This window comes from Microbacterium aquimaris, from assembly GCF_039531285.1.
In the GTDB taxonomy this organism is placed as follows: Bacteria; Actinomycetota; Actinomycetes; order Actinomycetales; family Microbacteriaceae; genus Microbacterium; species Microbacterium aquimaris.
Genome location: NZ_BAAAPT010000001.1, coordinates 1474583 through 1498479 on the forward strand (window position 1 = coordinate 1474583; position 23897 = coordinate 1498479).

The following is a 23897-nucleotide window of genomic DNA, read 5'->3' on the forward strand; positions in this document are numbered from 1 at the left end:
CATGTCGCTCACACTCCGCAGCGCCGAGACGCGCCGCCTCGAGACCGACGCCCCGCTCGATACCCGTGCCGTCGTGGTGCCGCGCTCCCGCAAGGCCCCGAAGGTGCGCACGGGCAGCATCTCGCGCCCGGGCCGCCCGTCGCCGTTGGTGACCACGATCAAATGGGTCGTGATCGTCGTGGCGATCGTCCTCGCGCTCGGCCCGATCCTCTACATGGTGGGGATGTCGTTCAAGAGCCCGGATGACATCCTCTCCACCCGCATCTTGCCGTCGCGGCTGGCGTTCGAGAACTGGGTGTCGGCGTTTCAGAACTGGCCGATCCTCACCTACCTGCGCAACTCGATCGGGGCGGCCACGATCGCCGTGATCGTCTCGCTACTGGTCGCGATCCCCGCGAACTACGCGATCGCCCGCCTCCGCGCCGGAGGCTCGCAGACCCTGGGCCTGATCGTCTCGGCGTACATCGCCCCGCCGATCGTCGCGGTGATTCCGCTGTTCATCCTGGTCCGCACCGCCGGCCTCATGGACTCCGTCGTGGGCCTCGGCCTCATCGAGGGGCTCATGCTCACCCCGGTCGCGGTCTGGCTGCTCGACAGCTTCTTCCGTGCCATCCCGGCCGAGATCGACGAGGCCGCCTCCCTCGACGGATGCGGACCCCTGCGCACGCTGTGGTCGGTGATCCTGCCGCTGACCGCCCCCGGCATCGTGGCCGTGGCGATCATCGTGTTCATCCTCGTCTACAACGACTTCCTCATCCCGCTGCTTCTCACCCAGAGCGTCGACTCCCAGACCCTCCCGGTCGGCATCGCCCTGATGCAGGGCGGCCGTGAGGTGATGTTCGGCCAGATGGCCGCCGCCAGCCTCGCCGGGCTGATCCCGATCTACCTGCTGGCGTTGTTCCTGCAGAAGTGGCTCATCGGCGGGCTGACGCAGGGGAGCGTGAAGTAGGGCTTGCGAGCTCGGCGACGGTCCGCGGCACGCCTGCTCCGCGGCCCCTGACGGGGACGAATACCTGAGAACGGCGCGCCGATGAGTCGCACCTAGTTTGTTCAAGCCGCAGGAGTTCCGCTGCGGATCTCGGCGGTGATTTCCTCCAAACGTTCGCGTGCTTCTGCCAAACGAGAGATCAGCGTCGCGCGGTCATCGTCGAGCTGCTGCTCAGCCGCTTCTGCGTTTCGAGTGGATGTCCCGAACGCGGCAAGCGTGCGCGCGACCTTGCCCCCAGAGTCTGGTACGGAGTTGAGGGGCACGCATCCTTCGGTGTACGCAGCGATGAGCACATGGAGTCTGTCTGATGCAGCCCACGCGCAACGACGGTAGACGGCGCGTACCCGACTCTCTTGGCGATGATGGGAGATATCGTCCGGCCAGTCGACAAGCTCACACTCGAGCGCCCTCGCCAACCACGCGGCACGGTCGTTGTCTCGGCGTACCTGACTGACCACTACAGCTTCCGCGTTGAGCGAGCGAAGCGCTTGCCGAAATTGGGTCAGCCAGGCTTCGGTGGGAGGAGCGTGATCCCCTCGTATCGAGACGGCAACGAGCCTCGGCTCACTGTCACCCAACCGGAATCGCGCACTAAGCGTTTCCAGGTCAGAGCCTTCCATCAGGGCCCAGTCAGGAGCCAATTCGCCAGCCTGCGCGGTCGCGAGAGACTGGGAGTCCCGCCATGTCATGAGAGTGAATGCCCGAGCGAACCAGCGGAGCACAACAGGGCCGCGCCTCGAGGGATTGCGTATACCGATGCCGGTCTGAATGACCTGCCCCTTCCTTGCGCGGATGAGGGCGATGATCGGTAGCGTAAGCAGACGGTCAGCCAGAAATTTGGCGTCGACGACGACCTCGCCGCTATTCAGAATCAGTGCGGACCGGCGCCGGAGCGCGGAGAGGGCAAGGGCGCTGATCCATCGACCTCGACTCGTATAGACAACATCCTTCGAACTGAGGCCCAGGTTCGTCGAGTAGTCCATTGCGTCGCGACCAACCAGCACATGGCGTGGTAGGCCGACGGCTGTCGCGGCTAGCATCGGCCGCCGTAGTAGCGAGTCTCCGACATTGTCTCTCTGCCCCGTCACCGCAACGAAGATCACTCGCCCCACCTTGCTCTAGTCCGCGTTCGAGCGCTGTATCGCTCGTCGCTATCATGAAGCGTATCGCCTTCCGTGGTCTGCCAGACCGGTGACCGGTAGGGAGCAAAGCTCCGCTCAGGGCGCGACGGGGAGGACTCAGCTGAACGTGCGTGAGGATCGTAAGCGCGCCATTCGCTTGGTGACGGGCCAACTGGTTGGGCAGGCGGCCATGCTCTCCGTCGTGCCGGTGTACAGCAGGACGATTCCGGTGTTCGATGTCGGCATATTTCAGATTGCGACCGCTGTGGCCTTGATCGCTCAGCCAATCGCAACAATGCGATTGGAGATGATCACCCCGGCGACCCGTTCGTTAGGACTCGTTCGATCGAGGACACGGCTGGCTTACCTTGTGAGCAGCGGCCTCGCTGTCGCGGCGATGATGACCGGCTTCGGGCTCTGGCTGACCCATTCGGTCGGGGCAGACCTGCTTGTGGGTGCCGGTTTGCTGCTGCTCGGGTATGCCTGGATCGCGATCGATAACGCGGTGATGCTCCGGCTGGGGGAACTAGGCCCCCTCGCCTGGCGCAACGCACTAGCCGGCCTTCTAGCCGCGATCCTCCAGCTCACCGCGGCGCTCTGGCTCCCTAGTGCAGTGGCGTTGGCAGGGGCGGTGGTGCTCGGTAGGGCTGTTGCTATCCTTCTAACGTATCGACCGCGTCCTCCGGCATGGTACGAAGATCGGCCAGCAATTGACGACGATTCATTTGGAGTGGAGAGAGCCTTCCCCGCCATTCTTGCCGGTGTTGTAACAGCGAGCGCTTTGCAAGGCCTGATGCTCACAGTCTCTGTGATTTTTGGCCCGCTTGGCTCAGCTCAGCTCGGAATGGCTCAACGAATTGCCGGAACACCGACGTCATTGGTGGGCCAGGGCCTGAGCCAGATCGTAGCTGCGCGCGGATCGGCCATTATTCGAGCGAGAAGCGGTGTCCTCGAATCGTTTGTGCGCTCGACATCTCTGCGACTATGCGCGCTAGCGGCAATTGTCTGCGCAACGTTAATCGTGCTGGGACCGTTGCTCGCGGTGCCGGTTCTTGGTCCTGAGTGGGAGACAGCCGGAACGTTGATCGCAGTACTAGCGGCTCCATTGTCAATGTACCTGGTCTTAGTACCGACGATGCCGATCATGATCATGATCAAACGGGAACGGTTGCTGCTCATCTTGAACTCTTTTCGCCTATTCGCAATCGTTTTGGCGACGACGGTCGCTGGGCTATTGACGAGGGAGCTGCTTCTCACCGCCGCGATAACCGCGACCGTCTGGGTGATCGCTTACTTGCTGAGCCTGGCATCTCTGGGACTTGCTGCCCGCCGTTGGGATCGCGAGGTCGATCCACGATGATCAGAGTGGTGTGCCGGCGAAGCATCAATGTAGAGCGGCGGGGCTGAATAGCTTTGCCGCTCTAGCTACGCCGACCTGAGGCGCGGTCCGTGCTCGGGGTGCGAAGTTAGATCGGCAAGGTAGACGCCGCGTTTGCCGTGCGGCGAACCGTTCATCACAAACTGCCCACCTGTGGCTACCCAAGCTGGGTGAGGATCGACACGCCACTCGTTGTTTGGCCCGGGGTAGCGCGGGGTACAGTTCATTCTGATGAGTTCCTCAGAGGTGTCGTCTTCGACGGAGATGAGTCTGATTGGCACAGTTCCGTCTCGAGCAGTCACAGGCTCATGGGGATAGGCGTCAGTGAGTATGGACTGGAGGCCGTCATGCCAAGTCGGATGACCAGACCCTAGGTGCGACGGGGCGACAACTCGTAAATCGCTGCCATCATGGCGGAACGTCATGAAGCGGAGCCGTGCCGCATTAAACATGTCTCCAAGTCCGAATTTACGGGATAGTCGATTTATCGCGCTGAAGAATTTCTGTGAGACACGATTTCCACGACGGTCGACAAGGTTCATTACGATGTGAGTGCTATCAGGGCACCAGTTCGGGTGGTGTCCCCCTCGCCACAAGTCTGGCGTCAATGCAATCTGCAAGTTTGAGCCGTCAGCGTTCATTGTGACGATCCAGTTCCGACTTCGATTGCCTCGTGTGGACCGATCGCGCCAACGCACGAGGAACATTATTCGCAGTCCATCAGGGGACCACTTTGTGTGAAAGCCGTACAGTTCTCCATCGTTGTTCGACAAGTTCTCGAAATGGAGGGGGAACGCCGTGGCAATGTCATAGAGGCTTACCGCAAGACGGCGTCGACCCGTCTGCAAGTCGACCAGAAACACACCGTCGTCTTTGGGGAAGCGTGCACCACCGCGTGAGCGGTCGTATGGTGTAATCACTCCGTACCCGGCCTGAATGCCCTGTAGACGTACCAGGTTGGGCGAAACAGCGTGTCTTCCATCCCGCGAAACCATGTAAATGGTTCCATCCAGCCGGGCCTCGACTTCGTTGATGATGTCGACGCGGACACCGTACGGCTCCCAGTCGGCGGTGCTCATACGGTTGAAGAAGAGGTCGTGATCGGTGGCTCCCCACTGCGGATGGGCGCCAACCTGGGTGTCCCATGCGATGGTGCTCGATCGGTAAACCTCGAGGCCCGTGCCGAGGTCAACTACGACGACAAACGCAATATCTCCGGGTTGAGGGAGCCGAGTGTCCTCGACGAACTCCGTGTATGTAACAAATCTCCCGCTTGGGCTTACGGGCGAGGTGTCGTAGAAGCGATGAATTGCAGGCTTGTCCCCCAGAGAAACGCGCCGTATAGAGATGCTTGGTGAGAAACTTGTGTACTCCGGGAAGGTTGATGACAACTTCATCTGCTCGTCTCTCTGTATCGTGCGGCGGCGGAACGTTGTGGCGCGAGTGGTAGGTAAGGGCCCCGATTTCTGACATCACCGCGGTTGATTTTTCGAGTCCGCGCTGCCTCGCTGGTTTCGGTGCAATACAACACAAACGCGAGCCAGAAGGCTGTGGTGGGAGTACCAGTTATTGAGTGACCTGTCAGGCTTGCCAAAGCCACGACAATGACGAGAAACGCCGAGTAGGGGATTCGACCTAGGCTCTTCCTGACCTTCGCTGCGCCGGCGAGCATCGCCACGACGATCCCCACGACGATCGTCAGACCGATGAGACCGAGCTCGAAGTAGCTCTGCAGGAAAGAGTTGTGAGCGTGCAATGGCCGGTAGTTGACGGTGAAGGCCCCATCGAAGATCGGACTATCAAACGTGGAGTACCCGTAGCCGCCGTAATCGGCTTGTGCCGCGAGTCGCGCCGTTCGCTCCCACGTATTGGTCCTACCGGACAACGTTGCGCCACCCTCTACGGAGTCGAGTTGCCCAACTAGGCGGTCCCAATACACTGCGAGCGTGATCGTGCCGGCGACAAACCCGAACGCTGCGAGCAGGCGCCATCGAGTGCTCCCGAGGAGCAAGACTGTAAGGGCGAGGGCGATGAAGACGGTTACGGAGTACAGACGCGATATTGGAGCGACTGCGCAACTGCCAATCAACAGCAGAGTGATCGCCCGCGTGAGGCGTGTTCTGCCCATAATGGCCATGTACTCACCGTTGATTGCGGCGATGACGATCACGCCAACGACTGTTCCCTGGAAAAGTCCGAGTCGCAACTGGTGTGCAAAGATGCCACGCAATTCGGGAAGTCCGGCTGACGGGTTCGGTTGGAAGCCCACGCTTGGTATAGCTAACGCCACAGCGAATGAGATGGCGGCGACGAGCGCAGCTGTCCCGACGAGGGCCCGGAGTAGTGCAAGCGTGGGGATGCGGCGTGCGCCGAGCAAGGCTAGCCACAAGAGCAATCCCACCAAAGACTGTGTTAATGAAGACTCTGGCGTCACCGACCAGGTTGTGCTTATCAGGGCGATGGCACTGAATAGAAGGAACAGCCAATCCACCGTCCCGATGCGAATCGCTGGCAACGCGGCGCGCCGCGCGATGAGCGCCAACATGATGGTGGCGGAGAGTCCGACTGCTACGCAGATCACGGTCCAAAGCCGAGCAAACGGTGTCGGCGCCTGAAACTCCAGCGCCGTGAGCGCGACTACAAAACACATGGCGAATCCCGCCAACCTCGGGGGCGGCGATACGACCGAGTCGACGCTTGCTCTCAAGCCTGGCTGCTGCCTCGTTTCCGTCATAGCTGTGCTGCTCAACCGGGTACGTCAGCGCTATCGAGCGTCATCGTGTTTCGATGTCGCCATCGAGCAAGGACGTACGAGCGTCAATCGCGAGCAGGAATTCTTGGACGCGAGCTTCCCAGGTATGCCTAGCGTCCACGATCCGTCGCCTGCTCGCGCGCGCTTCGTCTGAGTCGAGTCGTGCGCATTCGATGGATCGCTGCAGCGCTTCTCCGAGTGAGTCGGTGTCCGAAGCCTCAAAGTCATGCACGGATACTCCGTCTCTCTTGAGCGTTAGAGCATCGGGGGCGCGAGTGCATAGGATCTGGAGGCCAAGCGCTGCGTACTCGTACAACTTCAGTGGCGAATGATACATCGATGTGGCCCAGGTCTTCTCGTGGCCAGCGTAGCCGACGGACCACGATGCCACCCTTTCTAGGGCTTCGGCGTGTGAGAGGCGGCCGGTGAATGCAACTCGTTCGGTCATGCCTAGTTCTTCGGTCAGCCGCCGCAATGGCTCCACGGCTGGTCCGTCGCCGACGATTTCGACGTCCACGCCAGGATCGCCACAGGCTTGTACGGCCTCGAGCAATCGGTCCAATCGGTGCCATGGCACCACTGCTCCAACGAACCCAATTGTCGTCTTGCCCAGGGGGGGAATCGGCCTCCGTGCCAGTTCCTGTGACGTTGCATTGGGCAAGACAAGAACTTTTTCGCGTTGCACTCGAGCAAACTTGAGAATGTCATCCCTCACGCCAGGGCTCACCGCGACAATCAGGTCGGCTTTCTCGAAAGATCGTCGTTCGAGCCACGCTGCGAGCCGTTCAAGAACAATTGCCTGGCGATCGCGCGCGGTCTCGTTCGCTAGAAGGGACTGCGACTCGACGACCCGGACAGCCCGTTTCTTGGCGGGGTGAAAGCTGGCGAGGGATTGAAACACTCCCATGCGTTCATAAACGATTGTCGTGGTCCTTCTTTCCGGCCACTCGCGTACGAGTACATTGATGCCACACCAAAGCGCGGCCGCGATTCGCACGAGGTCGCCAATTAAGACCTTGACCCTGGAGGATCTCGCCGCCACGCCTTCAGGTAGTCGTGCAAACCGACCTAGTCCAGGTAGCTCGGAAGCGACTATCGTGACGTGCTTAACGGAAAACGCATCAAGCGCCCGGGTGAATCCGAGTATGTGAGTGCGAGGCCCCGGTGTTGTCGATAGCTGCCCTACCGAGATTCGGAGTCCTCCCACGAGGTAGCTTAGTCGACAGAAGGAGGGGGTCATCGATGCTGACATCTTTCTAACTGGTCCTGCCCTGCGTTGATTTTGATCTCCGGGTGTGGAGTCCGGCTGCCACCAGGGATCGAAAGACGACGACTATGAATCGCGGCCCCCGGATGAGGTAGCGGTGGGCTAGCCTCTTTGGTTCCTGCGTGAGGCGAAACATCCACTCGAGCCCGATGCGTTGGAGCCAGCGCGGTGCGCGTCTCGCGCTCCCAGCCACAAAGTCCATTGACGCCCCTGAACCAACGAAGATCGCCGCAGGTAGTTGTGGTTTCCAATGGTCGTACCAGAGCTCTTGCTTTGGCGCGCCGAGACAGAGGAACGCAAAGTCGGGCGCATAAGCACGGAGCGCGAATACGGTGGGAAGGCTCGACGGGTCGGAAGGGGTTCGGAGAATCGGTAATTCGAAGCCCTCTACCTGGATTCCTTCGAACCGGTCCCGCAATACGCGGAGGGCTGCGTCGCGGACTTCATCAGTTCCCCCTACGAGGGCGACTCGGCATGATCCGGAGGCAGCGCGACGGCATACCTCGATGAGAAGATCGGCTCCGGTGATCCGATGGAGATTTTTCGAGCCCAGTAGGCGCGCTAGAACAACTATGGGCATGCCGTCCGCCGTGCGCACATCCGCCGCTGAGAACACCCGTCGCCAAGCTGGGAGGGAGTTGAGTAGGAGCACCTGATCTACGTTTGCAGTAACTAGCAGGTTCGGACGGCTCAAGCTCGGTAGCGTTGACTGCAGATCGTCGAGCACCGCATTCATGGACCCCGTGATGAGTGGGGCGCCGTCTATCTCGGGTGTACCATCGAGCACCCTCATGTGAGGGAACCGACGTACATGGGTGGGCGGGTTGGTCATTCGTCGAGAACCCATCTCTGTAACGTAGGTTTGAGGCAGTCGGAAAGCTCTGGACCGGATTTTCTGATCATTGGGCGGCTCGTTCGTAGCAGGGCGAGCGAGGTGTACCGTCGAACGGTACCGAACCTGGCGTGCAGCTGCGCATTCGAATCACGTGTCAAGCTGATGTTGTGCCTGGTCGCAGTACGGCTCGCGCTGTTCTTGCGATGACAACCATGTCAGCTATCAGAGACCAGTTCTCGACATAGGAGAGGTCGAGGCGAACGGAGTCCTCCCACGAGAGGGTCGAACGCCCACTGACCTGCCACAAGCCCGTGATGCCCGGCTTCACGATGAAGCGGCGATGCACGTGGTCGGCATACTGCGCGACCTCGGAAGGCAACGGGGGCCGCGGGCCGACCAGTGACATCGACCCCCCGATGACATTGAACAGTTGGGGAAGCTCATCGAGGCTGAACTTGCGCATGACTCGACCGATCGGCGTCACGCGCGGGTCGTTCTGCATCTTGAAGAGCACCTCGTTGCCCGCGTCGCGTTCCTGCTGCGCCAGCTTCTCCAGGAGCTCTTCCGCGTTCACCACCATGGATCGGAACTTGATCATGGTGAACTCTTTTCCGCGCAGGCCGATCCGGGTCTGGCGGAAGAACACCGGGCCCTCGCTCGAGAGCCGAACCGTGATCGCGAGGAACGCGAGAAGCGGGCTGAGGATGATCACGCCAAGAACGCTCGCGACCAGGTCGACCATCCGCTTCAGGAAGAGCTGGCCCCTGCTGAATCGCGGGGTCTCCACATGGATGAGCGGAAGTCCCGCGACGGGCCGGGTGTGGAGACGAGGGCCCGCGATGTCGACGATGCTCGGTGCAAGCACAAGGTGCTGCTTGCCGGCTTCGAGTCGCCACGAGATCTGCTTGACCTTGTCCGGGGGAAGCTCGTCCGTGCTGGTGACGGCCACGGTATCCGCGCCTGTCTGCGCGATGGCGAAGTCGACATCGTCGAGGCCGCCCAGGATCGGGAGTTCAGACCCGCGCACGGTGAGCGATTGCCCATTGGACGTGGTGCAGGCGCCGACGACGCGGTACCCCGCTGAGGGCGTGCGATCCAATTCGCGCGCGATCTGGGTGACGGAGTCCGGGGAGCCCACGAGGAGCACACGGGCGGAGTACTCGTTCATCGAACGGTGTGCGATCAACCACTGCCGCCACATCCATCTGGCGAACACCAGAACCAGGATCCCCAGGGGGAGGCTGATCAAGAGGTATCCGCGTGCGACCTCGACTTTCAGGAGGAACGCGCCGATCGCGATGAAGCCGAAGAGGGTGATGCTCGCACTCGCCACGCGGACGTACTCGGTGGTACCGGTGCCGACCACACGATCACTGCGGGAGTCGATGAGGCTCAGCGCCCACATCCACAACACGACAAGGCCCGCGGAGAACAGCCAGTAGGAGATCGCGCTGATCCGCGCATCGTCATGGATCGCGAGATCGACATTGCCCGTGCCGAACCAGACGATCTGGGCTCCGAAGACAACCCACACGAGAACGAAGAAGTCGGTGACCAGCAACCGGCGAGCGTAGCGCTGGCGCCACCGGGACTGCTTCGGCGTAGGTATGGCTGGTTGCGCGCTGGTCGGCGCGCTCATTGGTGCTGCATTCTTCGACGTCGTTGTCGTGTCGCGTTCAATGGTCGACACGATTGCCTTTCACTTCTGATCTCCCCAACAAGAACGAAGTGCCCCCCGCATGAGATCTCTCTCATCAAGCGGCAACTCGATCATCATAGGGGGATGCATGCGTGCATCCACGACTCGTAGCGGCAGTGGAGTCTGAACGTAACCTGATCGTCGCATTGCTGTCTGTCCCCTCTTTGGGGGATACGGGGCGTTCTGGGGTGGGGCGCGTTGGCGTTGGGGTGGGGGCTTGGGAGGGGCGGGTTGCGGGGTTTCGGTACGCCGCCTGCGGCGGCTACTCAACCTCCGGGGGAGGGGGCGGCGGCTACTCAACCTCCGGGGGGCGGTGGTTACTCGACTTCCGGGAGGGCGAAGCGGGGGAAGAGGGTGGGGTCTAGGAACGACGAGATGGACGAGATCGTGTTGTCGGTGATGTCGAGGACGGTCAGCGACCAGGCGTGATGCGGGGCGTCGCGATGCTCGCCGACGTAGAAGGCGACCGCGGCCTGCCCGTTGGCGGAGACGACACGGGTTCGCCAGCTGGGGCACAGCGTCATCGGCACAGCATGCGCGAAAGCCGCGACCGCGTCCGCGCCGGCGTGCCACTCCGCCAGCGGCGGCATCTGCCACGTCACATCGGGAGCGAGAAGATCGACGAAGGCCTGCAGGTCGGAGGTAGCAAGTGCCTCGGCGAACCGATGCGCGAGCGCGAGCTCCGATGGTGAAGGGCGAGGGTCCGCGCGGTGGCCGGGGGAGAGGTGGCGCGCAGCCACCGTTCGTCGGCCGCGCGCCAGCGCCGAATGGATCGACGTCGGGGTAGTCCCCATGGCGGAAGACGCATCGGAAGCGGAGAAACCGAGCACATCGACCAGCAGAAGCGCAGCCCGCTCATTGCCGCTCAACAGCTGCAACGCCGCGACGAAGGCAAGCTCGACCTGCTCGGCGCGCTGCGCCGACTCGGCCGGATCGGGATACGGCGTCAGCCATGCGATCTCCGTGTTCGGAACCGCCTCGGCTGCCGGCTCGGTGCTCGCCGGGCCCAGATCGATCGGGAGCGCACGCTTCCCCCGCGCCTTTGCCGCATCCAGACACGTGCGCGTCGCCACCGTGTACAGCCACGTGCGAAGCGAGCTGCGCCCCTCGAACCGGTCATACGCCGCCCACGCACGCAGAAGAGCCTCTTGCAGAGCGTCATCGGCGTCGTGCACCGACCCCAGCATCCGGTAGCAGTGGGCATGCAAGCCCGGGCGAAGCGGAGACACCGCCCGATCGAACCGTTCGCGGTCGGATTCGGCGTCTCGCACTGCGGGCTCTGCCGCGGGGGCGTCGAAGAAATTCTGCGCCATGCGACGATTCTGCCCGGCCCGAACAGTCTCACCTACCGACAGAACGACCCACGATCAAGGAGAACCCATGCCGTTCGACCCCATCACCCTCGACCACACCTTCACCGCGCCCATCGGCGTCACCGTCAAAGGAGAGGTGTGGGCATGCGTCGAGATGCCCGGATCCGCCGAATTCTTCGGCACCGGCCGCTCCGTGCGGGTCGACCTCACCGTCGACGATGTTCCACTCAAAGACATCGGGATGATGGTCACCGGCACCGGCACCGGCACCGGCACCGGCACCGGCACCGGCACCGGCGGGCACATGGTCTCGCTGAACGCTGCCGTGCGTCGCAAACTCGGTAAGGACGTCGGGGACACCGTGACCGTGCACCTCGAGCGTCGGGTGAAGTAGGGGGTGGCGTCTGGGGTGCGGGGAGGGGTCTGGGCGCGCTCGTTGCGGATTGTGGGCCCTTTTGGGGGTCTGCGGTGCGTGCAAAACGGGGGGTCTCGGCGGGAAAGCACGGTCTCGAGAAATTCTTCGTGATTCTCCTCTGGACCTGCGTTTTTCGGGGGTGGAATGTCGGTGGCCCCTCGTAGTCTCGGGGTAGATCAAAGATCGAACCGGGGGTGTCATGAGCGGCGACGAGCAGCGGGAGGCGGATGCCCTCCGCACGCGCGAGCTCGTCGACGAGGCGCGTCGGTTCCGGGCTCTCGCGGCGTACGCGTTGGCCGAGCTCGAGCGCACGCGTGCCGACGCGTATGAGCTGGCGCAGGAGCAGACCGATCGGCTCCGCGACGCGTCGACCCGGGAGCGGGAGATGCCGTTGCGGTCGATGGCCGCGGAGCTCGCCGTCGACGCCAGGGTGAACGACCGCACGCTGCAGACGCAGCTGTTCGAAGCGCACCGCACGGTGACGCAGTACGCGGCGACGTGGGAGGCGTGGCGGGACGGGCGGTTGTCTCGTGCGCACGTGCGGGTGATCGTCGACGGTGGCACGGGTTTGCCCGATGACGAGGCGCGTGCCGCGTATGAGCACGACGTGCTCGCCTACGCGGAGGCGACGTCTGCGGCGCGGTTGCGGTCTTACGCCGAACAGGTGGCCGAGAAGCACAACCCGGCGACAATCCAGGAACGCCACGATGAGGCCGTGCAGAGTCGACGGGTATGGGTGGAAGACCTCAGTGACGGCATGTCGATGCTCGGCGCCATCGGGCCCTCCGTGGAGGTGCACGGGGTGTATGACCGGCTCACTCGGCAGGGGAAGGCAGTCAAAGCCGCCGACCGCGTTGCGCGGCGCGAGGCCGCGGAACGGGAGATCGAACCTGAGGCGGCCACATGTGGTGAGCGCGAGGAAGCTGAGCGTGACTCCACGGGATCGGGCGCGGGCTTCGGTCCTCCCGATGACGGACGCGCGGACGGTGCGGGGGAGCGCCAGGACGCCGACCACGACGACCTGGCCGACGCGGCGGTGTGGTTCGACGAGCGCACCCTCGACCAGATCCGCACCGATCTGCTGCTGGACATGATGCTCACCTCGACACCGTCGATCGACGCGAGCGGGGATGTCATCGAGGGTGGGCTCGGGGCGATCCGTGCGCACGTGCAGGTGTCCGTGCCGGCGACGACTCTCGCGGGAACGACCACCGGGGGTGCGGAACTGGATGGGAAGTGCGCGGTCGACCCGGAGACCGCGAGAATCCTCACAGGTAACGCCCCCGGCTTCGACCGGGTGTTCCTCGACCCGATCACCGGGGCGGTGCTCGCGGTGGACCGCCGGTTCGTGACCCCCGCACAGAAGCGGTATCTGGTGGCGCGGGACATCCGGTGCCGCTTCCCCGGGTGCCGGCGACCCGCGCGAGACTGCGACTGGGACCACCGGGAGGACTATGCCCTCGGGGGAAAGACCAATGTCGACAACGTCGGGGCGTTCTGCAAACGACACCACACGATGAAACAAGCCGCCGGGTGGACGGTCGTCCAAGAACCCGGCGGAAGGCTGCACTTCACGGCACCCTCCGGGCTCCGCCACACCGACGACCCGCCACCGCGGGTGGTGTTCATGCCCGACCCGCCACCACCGGATCCCAATCGAGTCGCTGAACTCAACGCGCCGTTCTGAGCCGGCGAGTCTCTTCCTCCCGTTCGGAATCGTCCGGAGTGCCGGCGAACGGCCCTTTTGTACATGAGAGCGACATGAGAGCCGGCTGTGAAGCCCTAGTGTCCTGACGGGGCCACGCGACCGCGGGAGTCGCTGTATCAGTGAAAGACGCTGGTGCGTGGAGTGCCCCTGATGGGGGAGCACGTCGTGAGGGTCACGAGACAGCTGTCGCCGGCCGGCGGCGCGAAAAGGAGCGGGCGGCCTTGGGTGTGGGGCGTCGTCGGGGCGGCGCTCGTGGCGCTGCTGTCGATGAGCGCCGGAAACGCTGCGGTCGCTGCCGAAACCGGCGCGGTCGCCGTGGAAATCGTCTCGGAGCCCGACGCGATGAGCATCGCCCTCGACATCGAGAACGACACGCTCGCCCCGCTCGATGTCACCGTCGCCATCGGTGATGAAGAAGCAGAGCTGACAGCCACCCCCTTCGGGAGCGCAACGACTCTGGCAGCCGCCGACCTGCCTGCCACCATCGTGATCACCGGCGCCGCCGGAACGGACCTCCGCGTCATCGCCACCTACTTCGATGCGAGCGGCGCGACTCTGTCAGCCGCTGTCGCGACCACGCGTCTCGCGGCTGACGGGGGATCGACGCCCACCACACCCGAACCGTCGCCCACGGTGACGTTGGAGCCGACACCCGAGCCCGCACCCGCGACGGCGGGCGGTCCTTCCGGCGTCGTCGCCGACACCGGAGGGGTCCCCGCATGGTGGCTCGTCGGAGCAGGTGCCCTCGCGCTCGCCGCCGGGGCGATCCTCACCCTGATCGTTCGGAAGCGGGTCGACGCATGAGAATCCCCCTGATCGCCGCGGCCACGGTCTTCACGCTCGCGACATCCTTGCTCGTCGCCCCGGCCGCGAACGCCGCCGCGACCGCCGACTACCCGGCCGACGGTGCGGGCGCTCCCGCCCGTGCCACCGCTTCAGCGCCCCTGCTCGAACCGGCCCTCGGCATCGGACTCGACCTCGCGCAGGGGCAGGCCACCCAGGTGCCCCTGTCCGACGGCGAAGCAAACGCCCACTCCGCGCTCGTCCGCCTTTCCATCACGCGTGCGCCCGCACCCACCGCGATCCGTGTCGCCGGCAGCGCCGCCCTGCGCGTGGGCGCGGAAGAGTCCGCGTCGACGACCGTGCTCGCACCGATCGTCGACGGGTCGTTCGAGATCATCGCCGACCGCGACGCATCGATCCGCGTGGAGCGGATCGCCACGTTCTCCGCTCCGATCGACGCGCCCGGCAGCGTTCATGCGCTGTCGGAGCCGGTGCTCCGTGCAGACACCGCGTCGGGCCTGGGACTGCCCGACGACGGACTCGGCGCGGGAGCATCCACGGAGGTCGGAGTGCTCGGCATCGGGGGAGTCCCCGAAGCCGGTGTGCGCGCAGCATTCGTCACGCTGCAGACCACCGCGACCGCTCCCAGCCGCATCGACTTCGCCGGCCAGACCCTGCAGCTCCGCGACGGCGTCACCACGGTGACCACCTCGGTCATCCCTGACGAGTTCGGCATGCTGCCCCTCGACATCGTATCCGGCGCACTCACGGGCTTCTCGGTGTCGGTGCTCGGCTATGTCGTCGAACCTCTCGACAACCCGGCCGCACTGCAGGGAGAGGGTGCTTTCGTGCCCCAGGCCGAGCCCGACACGCGTGGGGTCGAGGTGTCCACCGGTGAGGCCTCCGACCTCGAGATCGACGCACCCGCCGGTGCCGAAAAGGTCCTGGCTCTCGTCTCCGGTATGCAGGCCGACGCGCTCGGAGTGCTCGATCTGGGGCGGTCCGCCGGCGGACGGGCGAACGGTGTGATCGTCGACGGGAGTGCCGGGGCCGCGCCGCAGCTGGTCTTGCTCGACCCCGTCGGCAGCGCCTACGCCCACGGGTCCGACATCGCCGCTGACGTGACACCGCTCGGGTACGTGCTCGGCGCCCCCACGACGAACCCGACCGATGCGAAGATCACCCTCGACTCACCGAGCACCACGTCGGCTGACGCGACCGACACGTGGACCGTCGACTTCGCCGGAACCTGGAGCACGCCCGGCGACGTGCCGCAGCGTGTCGAAGTGACCGTCGACGGCGCGCCGTTCGGCAGCGCGCCGGCGTTCGTCGATGGCCGCTGGGCGTACACCCTCTCCCTCCCGGAGAGCGGAGACTATGAGATCTCCTTCACGCTCGTGGCCCGCGGCGGATCCCGAACGAGTGTCGATTGGAACGGCACCGTGACGGTGCCCACCGCAGACGACGTGGTCATCACCGACGACACCGTCGTGCTCGACACCACGGACATCGCCGCCTATGAGGCGGACCTGCTCTCGTTCCTGACCGACCCTGCACTGGTTCCCGGTGACATCGTCGTCGCAGACGTGTCGGATGCGACACCGGCCGGTGTACTCGGGCGCGTCGAGTCGGTCGACGTCATCGACGGACTGTGGGTGGTTCGACTGTCCACTGCCACCCTCACCGACGTCTTCCTGCAGGCGGATGTCGACGAGGCGCTCCCTGTCGGGGGCGGAGAGCCGACGGTCAGGGAAGAGAGCGAAACCGTCGAGATCGTCGATGGAGAAGCGACGGATGGGGGAGATCCCGTCACCGCGTCATGGGCGACTGTGCCGGCCGAACAGGTCGACATCACCGACGGACCCCTCGACGCACTCGATGACAGCCCCATCGCAGACGACGAGAACACGACCCCGGATGCCGAAGCGGTGGGCGCCGGAACCTCGGCGGCGGTCGCGCTGCTGTCATCACCGTTGCAGGTCTCTCTCAACCCGATGGCGCTGGCCTCGAATGCTGTCCGCGGGCTCCAGTTCGTCCAGGCCATGCGTGCGACCGTGCCCGCGGCGACGTTCGAGCCGGCCTCGATCGCACACGTCGTCGAAGCGGAATTCACCTCGGGCAAGCAGATCACCGTGCAGGCACGAGCCCAACTCAAGCTCGCACTCAAGGTGACCATCGACATCGAAGTCCGGTGGACCGAAGGCTCCGCGTGGCCGCCGAAGCCCCCGCTGCCCTACCCGCACCTGAACGAATTCAAGAACGTTCTCGAATCGAGCGCGTCGGCGGAAGCGACCGCCTCTGCCACGGTGTCGAAGAAGTACGAATGGTCGAAGGAGAAGAGCTTCACCCGAGAGTTCGCACCGATCTCCTTCGCGGTCGGTCCGGTACCGGTCGTCATCACCTCCGAGATCGGCATCACCCTCGAGGCGTCGATGTCGATCGCGGGAACGGCGAAGATCGTCGTCGAGACCTCCTACACCCGCACGCAGGAGCTCGGGTTCGCCTTCAAGGACGGTTCAGCACAGCTTGTCGATCCCTCGCCCCAGACGACGGTGACACCACCACACTTCACCGAAGACTCGGGCCTCTCGGCATCCGCGAGTGCCACCGCGGGTCCGACGTTGTCCTTCACGGCGAAACTGTGGGACCTCGCCGGTCCTCAGCTGGAACTGTCGCTGAAGGCCGCGATCGACGCGAACGGCTCTGCAACCGTGGGCGATCCCTTCTTCACCGCCGAGGCGGAACTGGCCATCGTCGGTGCGTTCGCGGTGAAGGTCCTCGTGACGGTGCCGATCATCGATGTCACCGTCGTCGAGGCCACGCTTCTGGAGAAGTCGAAGAAGTGGACGCTGTGGAAGGGGGCGTTCGACCTGAAGAACTTCGTCAATCCCGGCGCACCCGCCCCCGATCCCGGCGAGAGCGACACCGACTACGGCGGCGACCAACTCACCCCGGCGCCGGATGTCCTCGACGCCATCGAGATCGTCGGCGCGGACGCCACCGCCGCGTACTTCGTCGAAGGGCCTCCCGCACCTGACGCCTTCGCGGTGTTGTCTCAGCCGATCGGAGGGTTCCCGACCGAGGGTGAAGACTACTTCGCCATGTCGACCGGCTCGTTGTCCGAAATCACCGGAGCTCCGGCGGGAAGCTGGAGCGGGGTGCCCTCGCCGCGCTCGGGCGCCGTCTTCGACGCCACGACTCTGCGGATCGACCTCGCGATCCCCGAAGGGACGAACTGCCTCGCCGGGCTCGACTTCCGCTTCTACTCGGATGAGTACCCGGACTATGTGGGATCGCGCTACAACGACGCGTTCGTCGCCGAGTTCGGAAAGACGACGTGGGAGATCGACGGGTATGACGTCTCGGCGCCACGCAACTTCGCGTTCGATGAGCTGGGGAACCCGGTGACCATCAACGCGGCCGGCCCGTACACGATCAACGCGGAGAACGCGGAGGGTCTCTACGGAGGAGCGACGGAGATGCTTCGCGCCTCCACCCCGGTGCTCAGCGGCAACACCTCGCTCTACCTGTCGATCTTCGACCAGGGCGACGGCGTCCTCGACTCGACGGTGCTCGTCGACCGCATCGAGTTCACCTCGGTGGTCGACCCGGCCATGCAGTGCAGCGCCGGAGTAGCGGAGCACTGAGCTCGACGGTCGGATGGGCCGGTGCGCGCCGACCCATCCGACCGCGTGGCGGCATCTGTCCTGGCTGGGCGCGCGAGCGTCGGTAGGATTCGACCACGCCTGCGCGTGTCGCATCTGGGAAGGAAGCCATGCGCCCTGAGAGTTCCACCCCGAATCAGAACTCCCTCGACGACCTCGTCTCCGATCTTCAGCGCCTGCGCCTGGAAAGCGGCGACATCAGCTATTCCCAGATCGCCGAGCGCGTGCGCTCGCTCCGTGAGGAGCGCGGCGATCCCCCGGCTGCCGCCTTCGTCGGCCGTTCGACGATCTACGACGCTTTTCGACCCGGCCGGCGTCGCATGAATCCGAGTCTGGTGGCCGATATCGCCGCCGTGCTCGGTGAAGACGCGGATGCTGTGGACGCGTGGCGCGAGGCGTGCATCCGAGCCCGCTACAGCGCACCCACCTCACCCAACCGGCCGCCGGCGGAGGGTGGTGCCCCGAGAGGCCCTTCCCGTCCGGCCGACGAAGTCCCCTCGTCGCAGCCGGCGCCTTTCGCCGAGAAGGCGTATTCGACACGCGACACCGTGAGAGCGGGCCTGTTCGTCATCGTCGTCGGTGTCATCGTGAACCTCACCGGTTCCGGGCTCGTCATCGCTCTGCCGCTGCCGATCTACCTCGACATGATCGGAACGGCGATCACCGCGATGGTCGTCGGTCCCTGGGCGGGCGTTGCCGTCGCCGTTCTGACGCACGGTGCCTTCGCTCTGGTGGACGGCGTCCCCGACAGCCTCTGGTTCACGTTCGTGAACGCGACGGGGGCGCTCATCTGGGGGTACGGCGCCCGTACGTTCGGTTTGGCACGTTCCCCACTTCGTATGCTCTTCCTCACGTCGGTGGTAGCCCTGTGCTGCAGTGTCGTCGCCGTCGCGTTGATGATCGCGGTCTACGGCGGCTTCTCCCTCCATGGCGAGGCCCAGCGCATGGCTGAAGGGCTGGTGGCGGGCGGCTACAGTCCGACGGCGGCCATGCTGACCGCGAACCTCATCACCTCGGAAACGGACAAGCTCGTCTCCGGATTCGTCGCACTCATCGCGGCGCCCGCACTCGCGCGCGCCCTGCCACCCTTCTCCGACTCCGCGTCCGAGGTCTTCGGGGTTCCTGGCGTCGCCCGGAGCTGACGCGCTCGACGGTTTCGGCCGAGGCGAACGGTGCGGAGGAGACCGCCTCGTCTGTTCGGGCGCGCACCGAGACCAAGCGTGCGGTACAGGTGGATCAGATGGGTGGAGTCGGTGCCAGGCGCGGACGATCCGACGGAACCGATGGGGGTGTCGGACGGGGGTTCGCGATACCGTCGTGACGTGAGCGAGCGGAGCGAGTGGGTCGTCCGGGCCATCCATCTGCTGGAGGCCGACGCGAACCGCACCTCCGACACCCACCTGCATGTCTTCCCACTACCGGCCGAGTGGGGGATCGACCTCTACCTCAAAGACGAATCGGTCCACCCCACCGGGTCGCTCAAGCACCGGCTCGCGCGGTCGCTGATCCTCTACGGGCTCGTCAACGGGGAAGTCGGGCCCGAGACCGTTCTCGTGGAAGCATCCAGCGGGTCGACCGCCGTGTCGGAGGCGTACTTCGCGCGCATGCTCGGGTTGCGGTTCGTCACCGTCGTGCCCCGCACGACCAGCCAGGAGAAGATCGAACTCATCGAGTTCTACGGCGGCGAATGCCACTACGTCGACGAACCCATGGAGGTCTACGCCGAAGCCGAGCGCATCGCCGAAGGCTGCTGCGGGCACTACCTGAACCAGTTCGCCTACGCCGAGCGTGCCACCGATTGGCGGGGCAACAACAACATCGCCGAGAGCGTGTTCAGCCAGATGTCGCTCGAGCGGCATCCGATCCCCACCTGGATCGTCGTCAGCGCCGGAACCGGGGGAACCTCCGCGACCTTCGGACGCTACGTGCGCTACCGGTGCCACGACACCCGCGTCGCCGTCGTCGACCCGGAGGGGTCGGTGTTCTACGACGCCTGGCGGCTCGGTGACCGGTCGGTGGTGACGGGGGAGCGGTCGCGCATCGAGGGGATCGGACGCCCGCGGGTGGAACCCTCGTTCGTGCCGAGCGTGATCGACGAGATGCTGCAGGTGCCCGACGCCGCCTCGATCGCCGCGATCCGGCTGCTGCGGCAGAAGACCCAGCACTGGGCGGGTGGATCGACCGGCACGAACCTCGTCGGAGCGTTCCAGCTGATCGCCCGCATGCTCGAGGCGGGGGAAACCGGGTCGGTGGTCACCCTCATCTGCGACGGCGGAGCGCGCTACGCGCACACGTATTACGACGACGCGTGGGTGCAGGCGCAGGGGATGGACCTCGCACCGTGGACGGCGCGGATGGAACGGTTCCTCGCCGACGGGGTGTGGGAGTAAGGGCAGCCACGCTCACCCCGGTCAGTACATCTAGTGCTCCTTGAGGAAGGCGAAGTGCGCGGAGGCGTATTCGGCATCCGACGGCTTCTGATGGTATTTCTTGGCCGCCAGAACCGCACGGTCGAAACACTCCATGTACTCCTCTGTGGCGCTGATACTGATGATCTGGCCCACCTCGGGAAAGAAGAGTTCGAGGGGAGAGATGTGGAAAGTGTCCTTGCCGGGTTCGAGGGATCGAAGCCCATCGGCGGTGACAGCGAAGTAGGGTTCCACGCGTTCCCACACAGGAACGTCGCTCACATCCCACACATGCGCTTCGAAGCCATCGATGAGCCCCGCGGCGGTGAGGACGACCGTTTGGCCCTCGGCGCCACTGGGAAACATGAGGTGTCGTGACATCCGGGCCAGGGCGGCATCCACGATGACCCGCGAGGGCGCGCCCCGGGGGCGCTTGGTCCCCAAGCGCGTCGCGACATCGCGGGGCTCGCGAGACTTGATCGACGTGACGGTCCCCTCGACGGCGTCGGCGACCTTTCGCCGAGATATCGTGCGCTCAGGTGACAGGACGACGAACACGGGTGGGCGCTCCTCCCGGAACACCTCAGCGCACGCCAGCGACCGGAACGGTTTGATCAGCCCCTGCGTCCGCTCGGTCGGTTCCTCGCCGTGAGCATCGGTATCCGGCATGAGCCGGAAGGCGACCCGTGCAGACCGCAGCGCGTCGACCGCGGGGCTTGTGGTGGGCATGAGGTAACCATATTCCTCGTGCCCTCCGCACGGTCGGTGGCCCCTTTCGGGTGAGCCGGCAACACGATCCTTCGGATGTCCAGGGCGATGCGCTCGACACCGGGGCCGACGACGTCTCAGCCGTCAGTTTCGACAACGGCACGCGCGTGGTCGTCACGGCCTGGGATGGGGAAGCGACGGTCACCGTCAGTGCGCTCGACGGCGCCGCGGCGCTCGCCGTGGAACGGTTCCTCGCCGACGGGGTATGGGAGTGAGGCCCCTGTTCTTCGGGGCGTTCAGGTCGGTTGGGCTCAGCCCGAAGCGTATGAGCCATGGTCGGTCTCGCGACGTGCTCAGAACTCCAGCAAAGTATCGCGGAACAACGAGTGGCTGTACCCGTCGCGCATCAGGCCCTTCTTCCGGAGGGCTGGGGCAAGGCCATCGGTCACCTCGGCGACGTTTCTGCGCGTCACGGGAAGGCTGATGAGGAAGCCGTCACCGCCGACCTCTTCCATAACGTCGCCCATCTGACTCGCGATGGAGTCGGGGCTCCCCACCAACTCAACAGTCGAACGTACCGGCTCGGAGGCGAACTCGCGCAGCGTCATGCCAGCACTCTTGTCGCGGTTGTGATCGATTGTGCTACGACTCGCGTTCGTGAAGAAGGACGGCACGGGGGCGTCGAGGTCGAACGTGCCATAGTCCACCCCGGAGTAGTACGACAAGAACGCCAGATTCGCCTCGAGGTTCGCTTCCTTCGCCGCCTTCATGCGCTCCCACTTGACCTGTGCATCATCGTCGGTCTCGCCGATCACAGGTGATACGAGGAAAACGATCTTCACGTCGTCGGGGTTGCGCCCGAACGAAACCATCCGGCGCCGAACGTCGTCGCGATACTCTTTCATCGCTTCGACACCCTGCACGTTGCTCAGCAGCAGATCCACATTGCGTGCTGCAAAGTCACGACCCCGCGCAGACCCGCCGGCCTGACACAGCACGGGGTATCCCTGCGGGGAAGGAGCTGTGTTCAGCGGCCCGCGAGAGCGATAGAACTCGCCCTCGAAATTGATCGGATGCACCTTGGTGTGATCCGCATACACGTGCCGCGATTCGTCGAGCACCAACGCATCCGCCTCCCACGACGCCCACAGCCGCTTCACAAGATCGACCCACTCATCGCCCATCTCGTAGCGGTGATCGTGCTCACGCTGTGCGTCGAGCCCAAAGTTCTGTGCGGTCCGATCGTTGTGCGACATCACCAGGTTCGCCCCCACTCGACCGTCGGTGACATGATCGAGCGTCGAGAGTAGTCGCGCGGCAAGGAATGGCGGGTAGAACGAGGTCGTTACCGTCGGCACCAATCCGATGTGACGGGTGTGCTCTGCGATTACCGGCACGTATGGCATCGGATCGTGCTTCGGGGACATGAACCCATTGGTAAGCGTGAATTCTTGACTGCCCTTGTAGACGTCCTGGACGAAGAGCGCGTCCTCCATGACGATGCAGTCCAAGCCACCTCTCTCCATCGACTTGGCGGCGTCGACGAAGAGTTCTGGTTTCATCCAGTTGGTTGCCCCGTCGTTCCCCGCCCACGTCGAGTTCCACGATTGCATTTGGAACCCCATGAACCAACCAAGATGAAACATTTTGCACTTCCCAATCGTCGCGAACTTCCACCGCTATCCTGCGTGCGGAATATTTCGTTCAGGGGGCCTGCCATATCACGCCGCCATTACGCCACCTGCGAGCGGTTGGGAACCGCGCGAATCGGACGTTGCGACTGTGCGGGGCGTGAATGCGCCAGGCGGCGGAGAGCCCACTGGCTCCCACTGTGTCTCACGTTGTGAAATCTGCGTGACAAGTCGCCTTTCTTGCTGGCCCAAGGGGATAGCCTGCACGCTACTCGGCGGTATTCACCGTCCGCCGGGTTCCCCGCGTCAACGGCGACGGCAGTTCGTGAATCCTTTCCCGGAGGTCGTCGTGAGCAACACACATGGAAATGCCCAGATCTCAGAGCTGCGGCGCGTGCACGACGATAGGCAACGACGGCTGTACTACGACATCCACCTCGACAACTCGGCCGACCACGCCGCGACATCGGCCCGTCGCGCGTACGAGATGATCCGGACACTGCTGCGGTCGGGTTCACTGGGTCCTTCGGAAGCGATCTCTGAGTCGGCGCTCACCCAGACACTCGGAGCGAGTAGGAACGCCGTCCGCAAAGCACTCCAACAACTCGCGGACGAGGGCGTCGTCATCCGTCGCCCGAAGAACGGCACGCGGCTCTCCCATGAGTTCGTTCGTGTGGAAGGTGGGCAGGTCGTGCCCCATGGGATGACGCTCGGGGCGGGTGACGGTCGCTTGGTGATCGAGCAAACCCGCAATGAGCCCGTTCGGTTGACGCCGATATTGAAGGCGAAGCTCGACACCGAGGACACATGGGGGGTGCTCTCTGAGTCACGCTTCGCCGTCGACGACGAGCCCCTCTCGCTTCGCGTCGGCTACATCACCGGCAACGTGACCGAAATCGAACGGCGTCTGAAGAAGTTCGATCGGGCGAAGTCTCCTCCGTATGAAGAGGCATTTCACCAGCTCTACGGCGTCGAGTTCGGCTCGAGCCACAGCACGTTCGAAGCCATTCGATGCGAAGCGCGGACTGCTCGGATACTCGGGATCGAGGCCGGTGCCCCCGTGCTCTTGAGCGAAATGGTGGTTCGCGACCGCGAGGGTGCCCCGCGCGAACTGTCGTATACCTACTACCGCAGCGACCGCGTGTGTATCTCGCACGCCACGTACGCCGCGCGCGGGCCAGGCTGGCTACCTGCATAGGTGCCAGAGCCGACGCCTCCTCGCCCAG

General features: G+C 64.4%; 19 protein-coding genes. 10 read left to right on the forward strand and 9 right to left on the reverse strand.

Annotated features, from left to right (window positions below; all coding sequences use genetic code 11):
- Window position 1 precedes the first annotated feature (1 nt).
- A complete protein-coding gene (locus tag ABD204_RS06825; RefSeq protein WP_194423892.1) occupies window positions 2-949 on the forward strand; it encodes a carbohydrate ABC transporter permease in 948 nt (315 codons plus the stop codon).
- A 101-nt stretch (window positions 950-1050) separates the two neighbouring features.
- Here the strand turns inward: ABD204_RS06825 and ABD204_RS06830 are convergent, their stop codons facing one another.
- Window positions 1051-2091: a hypothetical protein gene (locus tag ABD204_RS06830; RefSeq protein WP_194423893.1), complete on the reverse strand. Its 1041-nt coding sequence runs from the start codon at window positions 2089-2091 to the stop codon at window positions 1051-1053.
- Between the two features lie 145 nt (window positions 2092-2236).
- Here ABD204_RS06830 and ABD204_RS06835 point away from each other — a divergent pair, with 145 nt between their 5' ends.
- Window positions 2237-3469 (forward strand): lipopolysaccharide biosynthesis protein, encoded by a 1233-nt coding sequence (locus ABD204_RS06835; RefSeq protein ID WP_194423894.1) that lies wholly within the window; start codon window positions 2237-2239, stop codon window positions 3467-3469.
- 65 nt (window positions 3470-3534) lie between these two features.
- On the opposite strand, the gene ABD204_RS06840 is transcribed toward ABD204_RS06835, so the two are convergent.
- The 6 genes from ABD204_RS06840 to ABD204_RS06860 form a co-directional block, all read right to left on the reverse strand.
- Window positions 3535-4884: a TolB-like translocation protein gene (locus tag ABD204_RS06840; protein WP_194423895.1), complete on the reverse strand. Its 1350-nt coding sequence runs from the start codon at window positions 4882-4884 to the stop codon at window positions 3535-3537.
- Window positions 4881-6221: an O-antigen ligase family protein gene (locus ABD204_RS06845; protein ID WP_194423896.1), complete on the reverse strand. Its 1341-nt coding sequence runs from the start codon at window positions 6219-6221 to the stop codon at window positions 4881-4883. Before ABD204_RS06845 ends, ABD204_RS06840 begins: the two co-directional genes overlap by 4 nt.
- A gap of 40 nt (window positions 6222-6261) precedes the next feature.
- A complete protein-coding gene (locus ABD204_RS06850; protein ID WP_409263977.1) occupies window positions 6262-7281 on the reverse strand; it encodes a glycosyltransferase in 1020 nt (339 codons plus the stop codon).
- Between the two features lie 214 nt (window positions 7282-7495).
- A complete protein-coding gene (locus ABD204_RS14085; RefSeq protein ID WP_409263978.1) occupies window positions 7496-8353 on the reverse strand; it encodes a WecB/TagA/CpsF family glycosyltransferase in 858 nt (285 codons plus the stop codon).
- 142 nt (window positions 8354-8495) lie between these two features.
- Window positions 8496-9980, reverse strand: a complete 1485-nt coding sequence (locus ABD204_RS06855) for a sugar transferase (protein WP_194423899.1) — start codon at window positions 9978-9980, stop codon at window positions 8496-8498.
- Between the two features lie 377 nt (window positions 9981-10357).
- The gene (locus ABD204_RS06860; protein WP_194423900.1) at window positions 10358-11353 is read right to left on the reverse strand and encodes an RNA polymerase subunit sigma-70; all 996 of its coding nucleotides are present in this window, start codon (window positions 11351-11353) and stop codon (window positions 10358-10360) included.
- Between the two features lie 67 nt (window positions 11354-11420).
- On the opposite strand from ABD204_RS06860, the gene ABD204_RS06865 reads away from it, so the two are divergent.
- The 6 genes from ABD204_RS06865 to ABD204_RS06890 all read left to right on the forward strand — a co-directional run bounded on the left by ABD204_RS06865 (window position 11421) and on the right by ABD204_RS06890 (window position 20314).
- Entirely contained in the window at window positions 11421-11747 is a 327-nt protein-coding gene (locus tag ABD204_RS06865) for a DUF1905 domain-containing protein (protein WP_194423901.1), read from the forward strand.
- Window positions 11748-11967: 220 nt separating this feature from the next.
- Window positions 11968-13455 carry an HNH endonuclease signature motif containing protein gene (locus tag ABD204_RS06870; protein ID WP_194423902.1) on the forward strand — a complete coding sequence of 496 codons (1488 nt, stop codon included), beginning with the start codon at window positions 11968-11970 and terminating at the stop codon, window positions 13453-13455.
- Between the two features lie 186 nt (window positions 13456-13641).
- On the forward strand, window positions 13642-14280 hold the full coding sequence (locus tag ABD204_RS06875) for a hypothetical protein (RefSeq protein WP_194423903.1): 639 nt from the start codon (window positions 13642-13644) through the stop codon (window positions 14278-14280).
- A complete protein-coding gene (locus ABD204_RS06880; RefSeq protein WP_194423904.1) occupies window positions 14277-17906 on the forward strand; it encodes a choice-of-anchor L domain-containing protein in 3630 nt (1209 codons plus the stop codon). Before ABD204_RS06875 ends, ABD204_RS06880 begins: the two co-directional genes overlap by 4 nt.
- A 128-nt stretch (window positions 17907-18034) precedes the next feature.
- Window positions 18035-19066, forward strand: a complete 1032-nt coding sequence (locus ABD204_RS06885) for a helix-turn-helix domain-containing protein (protein ID WP_194423905.1) — start codon at window positions 18035-18037, stop codon at window positions 19064-19066.
- Window positions 19067-19207: 141 nt separating this feature from the next.
- Complete coding sequence (locus ABD204_RS06890) at window positions 19208-20314, forward strand: PLP-dependent cysteine synthase family protein (protein ID WP_194424268.1); 1107 nt, start codon at window positions 19208-19210, stop codon at window positions 20312-20314.
- 30 nt (window positions 20315-20344) lie between these two features.
- Here ABD204_RS06890 and ABD204_RS06895 read toward each other — a convergent pair whose 3' ends face one another.
- Window positions 20345-21061, reverse strand: a complete 717-nt coding sequence (locus tag ABD204_RS06895) for a hypothetical protein (RefSeq protein ID WP_194423906.1) — start codon at window positions 21059-21061, stop codon at window positions 20345-20347.
- A 50-nt stretch (window positions 21062-21111) separates the two neighbouring features.
- Here ABD204_RS06895 and ABD204_RS06900 point away from each other — a divergent pair, with 50 nt between their 5' ends.
- Window positions 21112-21315: a hypothetical protein gene (locus tag ABD204_RS06900; protein WP_194423907.1), complete on the forward strand. Its 204-nt coding sequence runs from the start codon at window positions 21112-21114 to the stop codon at window positions 21313-21315.
- Between the two features lie 78 nt (window positions 21316-21393).
- Here the strand turns inward: ABD204_RS06900 and ABD204_RS06905 are convergent, their stop codons facing one another.
- Entirely contained in the window at window positions 21394-22686 is a 1293-nt protein-coding gene (locus tag ABD204_RS06905; RefSeq protein WP_194423908.1) for an NtaA/DmoA family FMN-dependent monooxygenase, read from the reverse strand.
- 208 nt (window positions 22687-22894) lie between these two features.
- On the opposite strand from ABD204_RS06905, the gene ABD204_RS06910 reads away from it, so the two are divergent.
- Window positions 22895-23869 carry a GntR family transcriptional regulator gene (locus ABD204_RS06910; RefSeq protein WP_194423909.1) on the forward strand — a complete coding sequence of 325 codons (975 nt, stop codon included), beginning with the start codon at window positions 22895-22897 and terminating at the stop codon, window positions 23867-23869.
- Window positions 23870-23897: the final 28 nt, after the last annotated feature.